Consider the following 13,417-nt stretch of genomic DNA (forward strand, 5'->3'; position numbering starts at 1 on the left):
GCGGGTACATAAATGGAGGTAAGAGAACTTGATCATTCAGCCGCAGCAATATCTTGTAAACGACTTACGCTATATCATCCGATCAGCAGTGGAAGGGGATGCGGAGGAATTATCCCGGCTAAGGGTGCAGATTGACGGAGAAACAGAAAATCTGGACCGGGAACGCGGAGAGGGCTTCATCGATGAAGCTGGATTCCGCCAGATCATAAGAGATGATTCAAAAAGACCTGGGAATCTTTTTTTAACAGCTGAAGCAGGAGGGAGAATCGTGGGGTTTTCCAGATGTGAAGGAAGTGAGCTGAAACGGCTTTCGCATAAGACCGAATTTGGCATTTGCATATTAAAGGATTTCTGGGGATTTGGAATGGGGAAAAACCTGCTCCAAGAAACCATCAATTGGGCAGACGCTTCCTCCATAAAGAAAATCACTTTATCCGTTCTAGAAACCAATGAAAAGGCTATTCAGCTGTATCAACGATTCGGATTTGAAACAGAAGGTGTATTAAAAAGAGATAAACTCCTTTCAGATGGAAAATACTATCATACAATTATGATGGCCAGGTTTCACGTTTCGGGGGAATAAAAGGTACAGGATTGGATGGGCAGCATGAGCTCTGTGTTAATTGTGCAGAGGCCTATTCAATGAGGTATTGTCTGTTTGCTAGTAATCTTGTATAATTAAACCATCACGTTATAGTTAGGAGGGGTTCCTTTGGGACTGTGAAACTCAGAATAAGTGAAGTAGCTCATCTGGCTAATGTTACAAAACGGACAGTGGATTATTATACGAATAAGGGATTGCTGCAGGCAGAACGTTCTCCTTCTAATTATCGGTATTATACAGAGGACGCTGTTGAACGGATCCAGTTTATTGAAAGCCTGAAAAAAGAAAAGCTTTCGCTGGAGCAGATTGCCGAAAGGCTGAAACAGGATGAACCCCATGAAGAGAACCTCGATGGCCTAAAAGCGAAGATTAAAGAGCTTGAATGCGATGTAGAGGAAATCGCCAGCATCCTTAAAGCCAATGGTTTTACGAAAGAAATGATTAAAAAAAATCTTTCTCCAGAAAGCATCTCCCTTATGCAGGCCCTTTTATTATTTCTGTGTTAATCCCTCCGTTTTGATTATTTCCCACTTTTGAACTCTACAAAGATATGGCCTGGAAGCCAGGCGAAGAATTTATTTTAAAATGTAAAATAAACAGGAGGTGTATGGGAACTGACCCATCATCCCAAGGGTCAGTCCCTTTTATTGGACATAGTAAACTTAATATTTTTAGCTGTACTGATTGGATTGACAGGCTATTTCGTCGCGACTGAATTTGCCATCGTTAAAGTAAGGAGCTCGCGGATTGACCAGCTGATTTCCGAAGGGAAAAAAGGAGCGGTATCCGCGAAAAAAGTCGTTTCCCATATGGATGAGTATCTGTCGGCATGCCAGCTTGGCATTACCGTGACAGCCCTGGGGCTTGGATGGATCGGGGAGCCGACCGTTGAGAGCCTGCTTCATCCCTTATTTGCACATTTAAATCTGGGTGAGAGCATCTCACATGTGCTGTCCTTTGGAATCGCTTTTGCTTCTGTGACATTTCTGCATGTGGTAATAGGAGAGCTTGCACCGAAAACGATAGCGATCCAGAAGGCTGAGCAGATTACCCTTCTATTCTCTGGAAGCCTTATCTGGTTTTACAAGATCATGTATCCGTTTATCTGGATATTGAACGGCTCTGCCCGTTTAGTCACAGGGATGTTTGGCCTTAAGCCGGTTTCTGAGCATGAGATGGCCCATTCAGAGGAAGAGCTCCGCATTTTATTGTCGGAAAGCTATAAAAGCGGCGAGATCAATCAAACAGAGCTGAAATATATGAATAATATCTTTCAATTCGATGAACGAATCGCGAAAGAAATTATGGTTCCAAGAACAGAAATGGTCAGTTTATCCATAGATGACAGTTTTTCGGATGTACTGAATACCATTAAAAGGGAAGGATATACTCGATACCCCGTCATTGACGGGGATAAGGACCATGTCATCGGAATTGTTAACATCAAGGAAATCATTACATCCAGGATATCCAACGGGGTCATTATGGATGGAGGAACATCGCTTGCTCCTTATATTAAACCTGTGATCCGGGTGATTGAGACCGTGCCGATTCATGACCTTCTGCTGCGGATGCAGAAGGACCGTGCCCAGCTGGCCATCTTAATTGATGAATATGGCGGGACTTCAGGGCTTGTAACCGTTGAAGATATTCTGGAGGAAATCGTGGGTGAAATCCGTGATGAATTTGACACTGATGAAGTGGCAGATATCCGAAAAATAAATGAAGGGCATTTTATCCTGAATGCGAAAGTATTAATCGAGGATGTAAATGACCTGTTAGGCATTCATCTTACTGAGGAAGATATTGATACACTTGGAGGATGGATCCTGACCCAGAAATTTGATATTAAGGCTGGCGAGACCATTGGAGCCGAGCATTATGAATTTACGGTAAAAGAAATGGATGGCCACCAAGTGATCTCAGTAGAAATAAAAAATAAAACAGCCGAATTGATTTCCGCTGTATAATGAAAAAGAGGGCTGGCTCGGGGATTTTATCCCTAGCCAGCCCTTTTATTATTCTGATGCCCCAAAATAGCAAGAATGGTCAGGAAGGGATTCATATTTTCTATTATACTGTCTTGGAAAAAGGATAAAAGGCGGGATAATGGATGGAATATAGAGAAGAAGTTAAGAGTTCATTTGTAGTAGTGGGATATATTGAAGCAGGAAAGTGGAGCGGCGATATGGTTTATCCCATTCCAAGTTTATGGGAAAAGGCACGAAGGTTTATTTCGGAATCAAATGCCGATGACCTAACAGGAATCTGCCTTCCTCCGAGGAGCGATCATTATTATTATACCTGTGGCATGGAAATCGAAGCTGTTGTATTTTCCAAAATAGAGAATAACATGACCTTACATACATTTCCTGAACAGAGATATGTTGTCTTCACCCATATCGGTCCTTCCACGAACATCTCTCAAACGTATGGAGAGCTATGGAGGGTATTTGATCGGGAGGGTTATAAAATAAAGGCAGGAATGCCTGAGATAGAGAACGTAAAAGCATGTATGTATGGGAAAGAGGGAACACAGGAATACGAGATGGAAATATGGATTCCTATTCAATAACTCAAAAAAACAGCGGCAATTTGCCGCTGTTTTACTAGAAATTGAAGTTGTCCGGATCGGCACCAACACGCTCGTTCTTGTTCAATTCATCAATTGCTGCCATATCCTCTGAATTAAGCTCAAAATTAAAGACATCCGCATTTTCAATAATACGATGTTCTTTAACGGATTTTGGAATCGTCACCACTTCATTCTGCAGATCCCAGCGCAGGATGACCTGGGCAACCGTCTTGTTGTGCCTGCTGGCAATTTCTTTTAGAACCTCATTCTCAAATAGTCCTCCCTGCATAAGCGGAGACCAGGCTTCAAGCTGGATGCCCTGCTTTTTGCAGTATTCACGGAGCTCAAGCTGGGAAAGCTGAGGGTGATACTCCACCTGGTTCACCATCGGCTTGATCTCAGAATCCTGAAGCAGGTCCTCAAGGTGGTGGACATGGAAGTTGCTTACACCGATGGCACGTACACGTTTGTCATTATAAAGCTTCTCCATAGCCTTCCAGGTATCCTTGTACTTTCCCTTCACCGGCCAGTGAATTAAGTAAAGGTCCAGATAATCAAGACCAAGGCGCTTAAGGCTTGCTTCATAGGCTTCCAGAGTGGATTCATATCCCTGGTCAGAGTTCCAGACCTTTGAAGTAATGAAGAGATCCTCGCGGGATAGGCCCGTTTCAGCAAGTGCCTGGGAGATGGCTTCTCCAACACCTTCTTCATTTTTATAGACAGCTGCAGTATCAATGCTCCGGTAGCCGTTTTTGATGGCTGCCTTTACGGAATGGATGACTTCATCGCCATCTTCGACCCTCCAGACACCAAGGCCGAACCAGGGCATTTTTACACCATTATGCAGTACAGTTGTATCTTGTAAGCTGCTTACAGTCATCGTTATACCTCCTGAATTTGCGGAATTTTCCATCATAAGTAAAGTATCCGCTTTCACGGGTCATGCCGTCAACTATATTGCCTGTAAACAGCTGGAGAAGGGAATAAAAAAAACCTGTACGGCCGGCGCAGGCGGTACAGGTTGAGAGAAGGTTTTTCATACTAGGTTCAATAGGCCTTTCATTAATCCTTCTTTTGTTCCTTCATGGATTTAAGGGCTTTGCGGTAAGCATCGTCACCCAGTGATGTTTCTTTTGGCTGCTTCTTTTCAGGTTGAGCACCGTTATTCTGGGTTGCCTTGAAGTTTTGTAAAGCCTGGCGATAGCCATTATCCTGCATTTTAAACTTGTCGTCTGCTGGACGATTGTTCTGAGCTCTTCCAGGCTGGACTGTTTCTGCCAGAATGTCAGCTGCTGGCTGTTGATCTTCGCGGCTCTCGGCCGGCGGGAGATCCTTATTCAGCTGGCTGGCTGGATCGACCTGCGGCTGTTCAGCCTGGGAGGACATGGCTCGTGAATTGATACGGACCAGCAGGAACACCAAAACAAGGGCAACCACAGCACATATAATAATAATCATCATTTCTACTAATACCCCCCTTTAAACATAATCAAAAGCAAGTGCAAGCCAGCCTCTTATAAAGGGCTGGTCTTGATCTTGCCGGCAAAGGCTTAGATTACCTGAGCGAATCTTCTTGTGATGAGAGCGACACGCTCACCAAGTGCTCTGCCAAGCGCAGCCCCATTTTCAGATAGAACTTCATCACTATCGATCGGACAGGTAACGCCGACACCATAATAAGATCCGTATGTTGCATTTTCAGGTATGTTGCCTGGAAGGCCGACGATAACCATTCCCTGATGAAGCATCGGGGTGATCAGGTTCAGCATGGTGGACTCAATGCCGCCATGCTCGGTAGCTGTTGTACAGAATACAGCACCCACTTTATTAATCAGCTTGCCTTCAGCCCATAGATAGCCTAATTTATCAATCCAGGTTTTCAGTCCGGAGCTGATGGTTCCAAAGTGCCCCGGGCTTCCCCAGATGATCGCATCCATTTCCGGAAGCTGATAGACATCCGCTTCTTCTACCGATTGAAGGAAGACTTCAGCGCCTTCCACCATTTGTGCTCCTTCAGCAATGGAAGCTGCAAGGGCAGCTGTATGGCCGCCTTCACTATCATAAACAACACAAATTTTCATAAAAAGTGCCTCCTTGTTTCGTTACGTTAACGTGACCTTTCTGGTGCAGGCAATAGCAGGACATCGTCCTTGTTTTTAGCTTTCTCAGCCTTTTCAGCTTCGCGGACTTTATCTTTACGAACATCCCTTAAGAAGAAGCTTAGAATGAGCCCTACTAAGGCGATGCCGGTTGCCCAGTAGAATGCATCGTTAATTCCGTTTACGGTCGCCTGTACATTGGCCTGAGTCGCCATTTGTGTCATGACGGTCGTCTGGGCCTGCTGGATAGGGAGATGCATCTCCGCAGCCGCTCTTGCCACAGTATCACGGAAGTTCTGCATGAAAATCGGATCCATTGTATTCATCTGATTCACGGCAGTATCAAAATGGAATGTAGTCCGGTTTGTAAAGATCGTGGTAATCAAGCTGATTCCAAGCGATCCGCTGACATTCCTTGCTGTATTGGACATCGCCGTACCATGGCTGTTTAAGGTCCTCGGCAGCTGGTTCATGCCCGCCGTCATGATCGGCATCATCAATAGTGACATACCGAAAGAACGAATTACATAAATCACTAAAATGGTATCGTAGGACGTTCCCATCGTGAACTTTGTGAATTCAAATGTAGTCAGCACAGTAATGATCAATCCGACAATCGCAAGCGGCCTTGGGCCGACCTTATCAAACAGAATACCTGAAATAGGCGACATGACAAGCATGACCAGTGCACCAGGAAGGAGCAGGAGGCCGGATTGCAATGCTGTAAAGCCTCTGAGGTTCTGAAGATAGATAGGAAGCAGGAAGATACCTACAAACATGGCTACCGTAACGATCATATTAATGATCGTTGCAAGTGAAAAAATATCAAATTTAAATACCCGGAAATCCAGCAGCGGCCTGCTGGAATTCAGCTGCTGCAGTACGAATACTACAATGAAAACAACTCCGAGAACGGTAGTGGTAATGATTAAAGGATCATCCCAGCCCTTGGATCCGGCTTCCGAAACTCCGTATAGGAGGGTGGAAAATCCGACAAGGGAAAGAAATGCGCCTAAAAGGTCAATCTTTACATCCTTAGGAGGGAAAATATCCCGAAGCCTGAAGAGCGCAATAAAGATTACAGCAAGGCCCAGTGGAACCATACCGTAGAACATGATTCTCCAGGTAAAGTTTTCAATCAGCCATCCTGAAAGGGTAGGACCAATGGCCGGAGCGAACATCATCGCAAGGCCGAAGATTCCCATCCCTTTTCCGCGCATCTCAGGCGGGAAGATGGAAAGGATAATCGTCATAACAAGGGGCTGAAGGACACCGCCTCCGATCGCCTGTACAACCCTTCCGACCATCATCATAGAAAATGTGTTGGATATGCCGCAGATTAAAGAACCTACTGTAAAACAGATCATCGCAAATATAAATAACTTTCGAACTCCAAATCGTTCAATCAGGAAAGCGGACAGCGGCACGAGAACACCATTGACGAGCATATAGCCTGTTGAAAGCCATTGGATGGTAGTAGCTGCAACGCCGAACTCAGTCATTAAATGGGGAATTGCAACGTTCAAAAGTGTCTGATTTAAAATAGCAAGAAAAAGCCCCAGCATTAAAACCGCTATCAGCGGGATATGCTGTCGGACTCCGTTCCCATTTGCCTGTTCTGCATGAGAACTCATCCAGTCAACCTCCTTCCTCCATAGTAATGGGGAAAATCAAAGCTAAAAACCTAATTACTTTTTGATTTTTACTTCAGCGTTCATTCCTGGCATTACTTTAGAAGAGTAGTTATCAATCGAAATTTTAACAGGGATATATTGAGTAGTTTTTGTATAGTTTCCGCTTGTATTCTGCTGGCCCATCAGTGAGAACAGAGAATTAGCAGCATTACCGATGCTTTCTACCTTGCCATCGATGACTGTGTTTGGATCTCCATCTACAGTAACATCTACACTGTTGCCTTCTTTAATATCCTTTACATCGCCTTCATCAATATTAGCCACGATGAAAAGCTTTTTCATATCAACGATTTGCGCAACAGAAGCGCCTGCCTGAACCAATTGGTTTGGTGAAACAGACTGTCTGATGATCGTTCCGTTGTCAGCTGCAGTTAAATCAGTTGATTTGCCGCCGCCGGCAGAAATGGTGCCAAGGGTCTGATTTTTAGAAACAGTATCCCCCTCGTTTACATTCCAGGATGCAACTTTACCGGATACAGGGGCAGAAATGGTCTGGATATTACCTGAAACATGGGCATTATCCGTTTTAATGTAAGTGGAGGATTGATAATAGTAATAAGCTCCTCCTCCAAGAATAGCGATCACAATCACGATCACCACAAAATTAACTAACCATAAACTTCTTCGCATGTAGCGTGTCTCCTTCCTAAATTGAAAATGTGGTGCATATGGTTAATGGTTAACATAGTTAACTATCTCAAGGAGATAATTTAATCATAAAATATCTTTGTTGTAAAGACATTTTTTTATCTCTCATTAAATCGCATATTTCGAATTAGTATATTCAAATCAAAGTTTCTTACCCGTCTATGAGGCAAATCCAAACTTGTATTCCAGACTTTAAAAAGGATAGGAAAAAGTGTGGATGAAAATAAGCAGTGCCGCAAAAAATGGTAGTAAGTATGTATGAAGAACCGGAGGAATAGTATGAAAGACACCTTTTTAGAAGATCAAAGGATATGTACGGATATGGCCGGCAGCCCGGATGAATTTGAAGGGGCCGTCATCCCTCCTGTTTATGGAAGTACTCTATTTACCTTCGGCTCTTTCGAAGAGCTGACAGAGGCTGAGAAGAACCAGCAGAGCAGGTATGTATATAGCCGCGGAACAAACCCAACCGTGCAGCTCCTCGAGAAAAAGCTGGCGGCTCTTGAGCGCGGGGAAGCCTGTAAGTGCTTTTCGTCAGGGATGGCTGCCATATCGGCAGCCATTCTTTCCAGTGTTAAAAGCGGGGACCATGTACTGTGCATCGGGAATCTATATTTTTCTACCTTGGAGCTTCTAAACTATCTTAAGAAATTTCAGGTGGATCACAGTGTTGTCTACTCCACAAAGCTTGCGGATATCGAGTCAGCAATCAGAGAGAATACTGCGGTCATCTATATCGAAAGCCCTACAGATACCAAATTTGAGATCATTGATCTTGAGAGTGTGTCTGGGCTTGCCAAATCACGGGGCATCACAAGCATCATGGATAATTCCTGGGCAACTCCACTGTTCCAAAAACCAATCCTGCACGGAATCGATCTTGTTGTCCACTCTGCATCTAAGTATATTGGCGGACATAGTGATGTAATCGGAGGAGCATTGATTGCCTCTCAAACTGTTCTTGACTCCATATTTAAAAGTGAATATTTGCTGCAGGGCGGAGTCATGGGGCCTTATGAAGCGTCCCTCCTTCTGCGGGGAATGAGGAGCCTGCCTTTGAGAATGCTTGCCCACCAGGAAAATGCTCTTAAAGTAGCCTCGTTTTTATCCGGCCATGATAGAGTTGCTGAGGTTCATTATCCAGGACTGCCCCAGAACAAAAACCATTCTTCGGCCAAGAAATATTTCAGTGGGTATTCTGGCCTTATGAGCTTTGAACTAAAAAATGGAGCATATAATGAAGTGAAGGGAGTTATAAACAGACTGCGAGTCTTTAAAATCGGCGTCTCGTGGGGTTCCTATGAAAGCCTGGTGCTCTCTCCTAATTATGGATATAACGAGGGAAAACTTAAGAAAGAGGGCATTAGCCCTGGAATCATCCGGCTGTCTGTGGGTTTGGGGGATGCGGGAGTTTTGATAGATGATTTAGATCAGGCTCTTGAATAGAAACGATTTTGTCTTTTATTTATTTCAAATATTTAGTAAATTTAGGGTACAGCCATGCTGTTATTTGGAATAAAAGGAGAGGCTATATGGAAGAGATTCTGAATGACTATGTGAAGATCACTGCATTTTTTGAAAGGCTGAAAGATGTTTCCGACGAATGGTTTTTTTCTCCACTTGCTGAAGGAAAGTGGTCTGCCGCTGCCATTGTCTCGCATTTTAGATTCTGGGACCGCTATATTTTAGAAGAACGGCTTCCCCTTATGCTGAAGGGAGAAGATCTTCCTAAAAGTAATATAAATGTGGATGAGGTCAATGCAAAGGCACAGGAATATGCCCATTCAGGTGTGACTAAGAGGGAATTATTAGATGAGGCAATAAACTGGAGGGAAAGATCCTGTGCTGCTTTGGCCGGTGTGGAATTCAGCACCTCTTTTAGAATTGGGGAAAAGGAGCTGACCCTTCTTCAGTTTATTGAAGGGGATATTGAGCATGATGAACATCACATGAAACAGATTGAAGAATTTCTGAAGAAGCATCAAGCGGAACTCATTTAAAATCGCAGGGGAATATACATAAGATGGAAGGCGGAGTGATCCGCCTTTTTAATTTGTAAACGAAATAGATGGCGGATTAACCCTATCTGTACTCCAGGCTCATTTCATGGTAAAATATACCTATTAAATGGAATATAGAGGATGTTTTCCTATGGATTCCAAATCCATTTGGACCAGCTGATTGAAACTACAAGAATACAAATGATAAAGGCCGCTTGTGCGAAAGGGTCCATTCACTATACGCCTCAGCCAAAAACTGGACGAATATATTGCCATCTTTCAAGGACTAAGGCGGGAGCAAAATCATAAGGAATAAAGGGGAGGGACGCGCTCGCGTCCCTCCTTATTTATTCTGGGAAAAAAAGCCTGGAAATGGGGAGAGTCCCCATAAAAAGGTTAGGAAAGCCCATGTTAGGGTATCAGTGCTACAAGGCATTTATTTAATTTACTATTTTGGCTGTAAGATAGCCTGTATGAAGGGGGATAAATCAGCAGCATGCGGAAAAGGAAGATTGTGCTATTTTTATCGATTCTTTTTCTCCTGGGCACGCTAACTGCCTGTGCGGAGAAGGATAAGCTCGCGGATGGTTCCGAGCTGATTAACAAAAGGGAGTTTGTGTTTGCGGCTTCAGGCGAATTCAAGCCATTCAGCTATATGACGAACGATATGAAGATGAAGGGCTTTGATGTGGAAGTCGGCAATGCGCTTGCAAAGGAGATGGGCCTTAAGCCGGTACCGAAGCGCATTAAATTTAAAGGGATTGTTGAAGGAGTCAAGACAGGGAGAGCAGATGCAGCCGTAGCCAGCCATACGATCAACCCGCAGCGAAGCAAACATGTCGCTTTTTCCACTCCATACTACTACTCGGGTCCTCAAATCTTTACCAGACCAGACAGCAATATCAAAACCGTAAAAGATTTAAAAGGAAAAGAAGTGGCCGTCGCCAAAGGATCCACCTATGCGGATGTGGCTGCCAAATACACGAAAAACATCAAGATGTATGACAGTGACATCACAGCATTAAAAGCCCTGGACGGGGGACGGCATGACGCGGTCATCACGGACTTTGTCACAGGAAAGACAGCGCGCAAGGAAGGATTCAAAATAAAGGGCCAGCAGCTGATTGAACGAAGCGAACAGGCGGTGGTCCTGCCGCAGGATAACCCTAAACTATTGAAGCGTATCAATAAAGCGCTGGAGAATCTCCGCAAGGACGGGACCTTAAGAAAAATCAGCATCAAATACTTCGGGGAAGATATTACACAAAAACCGGAATAAAAGGACTTTTGGAAGAAAGGGAGATGGATTTACTTGCCTAGCTTTTCTCATTTTTTAAGTACACTGGCAGATACAAAAGGCGTATTTATAGACGCGATGCTGCTCACATTGAAACTGACGGTCGTATCCGTTCTCGTAGGGATTGTCATCGGGCTGTTCTTCGCCCTCCTAAAAATATCTCGTGTGAAGATATTAGGATGGATTTCCGATGCTTATGTATATTTGGTGCGCGGAACTCCGCTGATCGTTCAGATCTTTATCCTTTATTTCGGAATGAGCGGCATTTTTCTCATACCTGACTTTTGGGCAGCAGCACTTGCCCTGGCTTTCCATAATGGCGCCTATATTGCAGAAATCTTCCGGGGCTCCATTCAGTCGATTGATCAAGGACAGATGGAGGCAGGACGCTCACTTGGTATGTCACGGTCTTTGACCATGAGGAGAATCATCCTTCCCCAGGCTTTCCGCCGTGCGCTGCCGCCGCTTGGAAATCAATTCATCATCGGTTTAAAGGACTCGTCCCTGGCAGCCTTTATCTCCATGAATGAGCTGTTCAATGTGGCGACCACCCTTGGGTCGAATAACTTTGATGAAATGACGTTCTTATTAATTGTTGCCGTCTATTATCTCATCCTGGTGGCCATCTTAACCATCGTGGTCAACCTCATTGAAAAAAGACTGGCAAAGAGTGACCGATAGGAGGAACTGATGTGGCAAAAGAAATGATCCGGATTGAAAAGCTGAATAAATCCTTCGGGGATCTGCATGTCCTGAAGGATGTAGATTTATCCGTAAATGAAAGTGATGTCGTCTGCCTGATCGGTTCGAGCGGATCTGGCAAAAGTACCCTGCTTCGATGCATGAATTTCCTTGAGAAGAAGGATAACGGGAAAATTATCATTGAAGGAGAAGAAATCACGAAAGAAAAGCACAATATCAATGAAGTGCGTCAGAAAGTGGGAATGGTGTTCCAGCATTTTTACCTCTTTCCGCACAAAACGGTACTCGAAAACATCATTGAAGCTCCTGTTATGGTAAAAAAGATCCCTAAAAAACAGGCCATCCAGGAAGCGAGGGACCTGCTTAAAAAAGTAGATCTTTCCGATAAAGAAGATGTTTATCCGAGCAAGTTATCCGGCGGACAGAAGCAGAGGGTGGCCATCGCAAGGGCCCTGGCCATGAAGCCTGACATTATGCTGTTTGACGAGCCTACATCGGCCCTTGATCCGGAGCTTGTGGGAGAAGTCCTCGCCACCATGAAAGAGCTCGCTGTCGAAGGAATGACCATGGTGATCGTCACCCATGAAATGGGCTTTGCCCGCGAAGTGGCCAATAAAATTGTCTACATGCACGAAGGAACCATCCTCGAAGCAGCAGACACCCAGGAATTCTTCAGCAGCCCGAAAGACGAACGAACCAAAGCCTTCTTGAGCGCTACCACCATCAAATAGGGATCTCATTTGCCGAAATGATTGAGGGTAAGAGACGAATAGAAAAAGAGATGGCTCTCCGCATAAAAATGAGGAAAACCATCTCTTTTTGTCTTTTATATGCTCCAAATTCCCGTCTTTGCCTTCCGTACCTTTGTTTCAACAGAGCTGAATTCTTTTTTGTACTTGGCATTCGGAGGATTGCCGGTCATCTTTGCAAATCCCTGCTGAAGCAGGATTTCGTTAAATAGTTTATCTCCTGACCATACATAGGCAAGAAGGTTTCCCTCCTTGTCCCTTTCCTGGGCATCCGTTTCAAGGGTAACTTCGCGTGCTGTAAGATTGGTGGAAGTAAACGTAAAAGCTTCTTTGCCATAAGGCTGCTTTTTATCGGGGGTGTCCACCAGGGCCAGGTGCACGGTCTCTGTTTTTCCGCTGGTTAGTTTCACGGCTATCATATCGCCATCAAGCACCTGGATCACAATCCCTTTCAATCCGCCGGCTGGCGGTTTCAGGCTTGATGAGCCTGAAAGATCTTTCTGTTTCTTTGTCTGGCTCGTTTCATGGCCTTCCTTTTTCGGCTTTTCGGATTCTGAACTCTGGCTGCAGCCGGCCAATGCCAGAACAGCAGCAGCCAGCGCCAAGAAAATTTGACTGAAGAATTTCATCGGTTGCCTCCTATAGCGCATTTCAGGTAAGAGTTTTTTCTTATATGCTATCATATTGAAATCCATTAAACTACAAGCTTTTTTTTCATATAGTTAATGCTAACAGAATCCGCATGTATTATGATAATAGTAACGAATGCGGGATTATAAGGAGTGCTGTACGCCATGAAAATTTTATCCGCGCTGTTTCTTCCCGGCTTGATGGTGATGCTTTTCTCCAGGGTTACCTTCAACCAGATTATAGCGCTTGTATTGACAGTGGCCTTGATTGCTGTCTCAGTCTATAAAGGCTATACAGACAGCTGGCTGATCATCGTCATTGATGCGTTCTCACTGACTGCCGGCTTCTGGCTGTCCAATCATTTTATAAAACAAAAGAGAAAAGGCGATTGAGGAAAAGGACAGAAGGGCTGGTCCATG

16 protein-coding genes are annotated in these 13,417 nt (G+C 44.4%); 10 read left to right on the forward strand and 6 right to left on the reverse strand.

The features are described 5' to 3' along the window. Positions 1 to 28: 28 nt before the first annotated feature. The 4 genes from H539_RS0116705 (at position 29) to H539_RS0116720 (ending at position 3,179) form a co-directional block, all read left to right on the forward strand. Complete coding sequence (locus tag H539_RS0116705) at positions 29 to 583, forward strand: GNAT family N-acetyltransferase (RefSeq protein ID WP_026694458.1); 555 nt, start codon at positions 29 to 31, stop codon at positions 581 to 583. Positions 584 to 720: 137 nt separating this feature from the next. Next, positions 721 to 1,110 carry a MerR family transcriptional regulator gene (locus H539_RS0116710; protein ID WP_026694459.1) on the forward strand — a complete coding sequence of 130 codons (390 nt, stop codon included), beginning with the start codon at positions 721 to 723 and terminating at the stop codon, positions 1,108 to 1,110. Between the two features lie 141 nt (positions 1,111 to 1,251). Beyond that, positions 1,252 to 2,574, forward strand: coding sequence for a hemolysin family protein (locus H539_RS0116715; protein WP_026694460.1), 1,323 nt, complete (start codon positions 1,252 to 1,254; stop codon positions 2,572 to 2,574). Positions 2,575 to 2,717: 143 nt separating this feature from the next. Further along, entirely contained in the window at positions 2,718 to 3,179 is a 462-nt protein-coding gene (locus tag H539_RS0116720) for a GyrI-like domain-containing protein (RefSeq protein WP_026694461.1), read from the forward strand. Between the two features lie 34 nt (positions 3,180 to 3,213). Here H539_RS0116720 and H539_RS0116725 read toward each other — a convergent pair whose 3' ends face one another. From H539_RS0116725 to H539_RS0116745, 5 genes are all read right to left on the reverse strand, one after another. Next, positions 3,214 to 4,059 (reverse strand): aldo/keto reductase, encoded by an 846-nt coding sequence (locus H539_RS0116725; RefSeq protein WP_026694462.1) that lies wholly within the window; start codon positions 4,057 to 4,059, stop codon positions 3,214 to 3,216. A 182-nt stretch (positions 4,060 to 4,241) separates the two neighbouring features. Next, a complete protein-coding gene (locus H539_RS0116730) occupies positions 4,242 to 4,640 on the reverse strand; it encodes a hypothetical protein (protein WP_026694463.1) in 399 nt (132 codons plus the stop codon). 89 nt (positions 4,641 to 4,729) lie between these two features. Further along, a complete protein-coding gene (locus H539_RS0116735) occupies positions 4,730 to 5,260 on the reverse strand; it encodes an NAD(P)H-dependent oxidoreductase (protein WP_026694464.1) in 531 nt (176 codons plus the stop codon). Between the two features lie 26 nt (positions 5,261 to 5,286). Continuing rightward, positions 5,287 to 6,912: a DHA2 family efflux MFS transporter permease subunit gene (locus tag H539_RS0116740; RefSeq protein ID WP_026694465.1), complete on the reverse strand. Its 1,626-nt coding sequence runs from the start codon at positions 6,910 to 6,912 to the stop codon at positions 5,287 to 5,289. A 54-nt stretch (positions 6,913 to 6,966) separates the two neighbouring features. Beyond that, positions 6,967 to 7,602, reverse strand: coding sequence for an HlyD family secretion protein (locus H539_RS0116745; RefSeq protein WP_026694466.1), 636 nt, complete (start codon positions 7,600 to 7,602; stop codon positions 6,967 to 6,969). A 297-nt stretch (positions 7,603 to 7,899) separates the two neighbouring features. Between H539_RS0116745 and H539_RS0116750 the strand changes: the two genes are divergently transcribed. From H539_RS0116750 to H539_RS0116770, 5 genes are all read left to right on the forward strand, one after another. Then, positions 7,900 to 9,066, forward strand: a complete 1,167-nt coding sequence (locus H539_RS0116750) for a trans-sulfuration enzyme family protein (RefSeq protein ID WP_162144750.1) — start codon at positions 7,900 to 7,902, stop codon at positions 9,064 to 9,066. An 86-nt stretch (positions 9,067 to 9,152) separates the two neighbouring features. After that, positions 9,153 to 9,620 carry a DinB family protein gene (locus H539_RS0116755; RefSeq protein ID WP_026694468.1) on the forward strand — a complete coding sequence of 156 codons (468 nt, stop codon included), beginning with the start codon at positions 9,153 to 9,155 and terminating at the stop codon, positions 9,618 to 9,620. A gap of 496 nt (positions 9,621 to 10,116) precedes the next feature. Continuing rightward, positions 10,117 to 10,899 carry a transporter substrate-binding domain-containing protein gene (locus tag H539_RS0116760; RefSeq protein ID WP_026694469.1) on the forward strand — a complete coding sequence of 261 codons (783 nt, stop codon included), beginning with the start codon at positions 10,117 to 10,119 and terminating at the stop codon, positions 10,897 to 10,899. 33 nt (positions 10,900 to 10,932) lie between these two features. After that, on the forward strand, positions 10,933 to 11,598 hold the full coding sequence (locus H539_RS0116765; protein ID WP_026694470.1) for an amino acid ABC transporter permease: 666 nt from the start codon (positions 10,933 to 10,935) through the stop codon (positions 11,596 to 11,598). A gap of 23 nt (positions 11,599 to 11,621) precedes the next feature. After that, positions 11,622 to 12,350: an amino acid ABC transporter ATP-binding protein gene (locus H539_RS0116770; protein WP_035323168.1), complete on the forward strand. Its 729-nt coding sequence runs from the start codon at positions 11,622 to 11,624 to the stop codon at positions 12,348 to 12,350. A gap of 95 nt (positions 12,351 to 12,445) precedes the next feature. On the opposite strand, the gene H539_RS28890 is transcribed toward H539_RS0116770, so the two are convergent. Beyond that, positions 12,446 to 12,997 (reverse strand): thermonuclease family protein, encoded by a 552-nt coding sequence (locus H539_RS28890; RefSeq protein ID WP_035323170.1) that lies wholly within the window; start codon positions 12,995 to 12,997, stop codon positions 12,446 to 12,448. 165 nt (positions 12,998 to 13,162) lie between these two features. Between H539_RS28890 and H539_RS0116780 the strand changes: the two genes are divergently transcribed. Then, positions 13,163 to 13,390: a CsbA family protein gene (locus H539_RS0116780; RefSeq protein WP_035322973.1), complete on the forward strand. Its 228-nt coding sequence runs from the start codon at positions 13,163 to 13,165 to the stop codon at positions 13,388 to 13,390. The last annotated feature ends 27 nt before the right edge of the window (positions 13,391 to 13,417 follow it).

It is taken from the genome of Peribacillus kribbensis DSM 17871, from assembly GCF_000430765.1.
GTDB classification, from domain to species: domain Bacteria; phylum Bacillota; class Bacilli; order Bacillales; family DSM-1321; genus Paraperibacillus; species Paraperibacillus kribbensis.

What these genes read in the sequence shown, in the direction of transcription:
- H539_RS0116720 (WP_026694461.1), top strand. Translation starts at nt 2,718, where the DNA reads ATGGAATATAGAGAAGAAGTTAAGAGTTCATTTGTAGTAGTGGGATAT.
- H539_RS0116725 (WP_026694462.1), bottom strand. Translation starts at nt 4,059, where the DNA reads ATGACTGTAAGCAGCTTACAAGATACAACTGTACTGCATAATGGTGTA.
- H539_RS0116730 (WP_026694463.1), bottom strand. Translation starts at nt 4,640, where the DNA reads ATGATGATTATTATTATATGTGCTGTGGTTGCCCTTGTTTTGGTGTTC.
- H539_RS0116735 (WP_026694464.1), bottom strand. Translation starts at nt 5,260, where the DNA reads ATGAAAATTTGTGTTGTTTATGATAGTGAAGGCGGCCATACAGCTGCC.
- H539_RS0116740 (WP_026694465.1), bottom strand. Translation starts at nt 6,912, where the DNA reads ATGAGTTCTCATGCAGAACAGGCAAATGGGAACGGAGTCCGACAGCAT.
- H539_RS0116745 (WP_026694466.1), bottom strand. Translation starts at nt 7,602, where the DNA reads ATGCGAAGAAGTTTATGGTTAGTTAATTTTGTGGTGATCGTGATTGTG.
- H539_RS0116750 (WP_162144750.1), top strand. Translation starts at nt 7,900, where the DNA reads ATGAAAGACACCTTTTTAGAAGATCAAAGGATATGTACGGATATGGCC.
- H539_RS0116755 (WP_026694468.1), top strand. Translation starts at nt 9,153, where the DNA reads ATGGAAGAGATTCTGAATGACTATGTGAAGATCACTGCATTTTTTGAA.
- H539_RS0116760 (WP_026694469.1), top strand. Translation starts at nt 10,117, where the DNA reads ATGCGGAAAAGGAAGATTGTGCTATTTTTATCGATTCTTTTTCTCCTG.
- H539_RS0116770 (WP_035323168.1), top strand. Translation starts at nt 11,622, where the DNA reads ATGATCCGGATTGAAAAGCTGAATAAATCCTTCGGGGATCTGCATGTC.
- H539_RS28890 (WP_035323170.1), bottom strand. Translation starts at nt 12,997, where the DNA reads ATGAAATTCTTCAGTCAAATTTTCTTGGCGCTGGCTGCTGCTGTTCTG.
- H539_RS0116780 (WP_035322973.1), top strand. Translation starts at nt 13,163, where the DNA reads ATGAAAATTTTATCCGCGCTGTTTCTTCCCGGCTTGATGGTGATGCTT.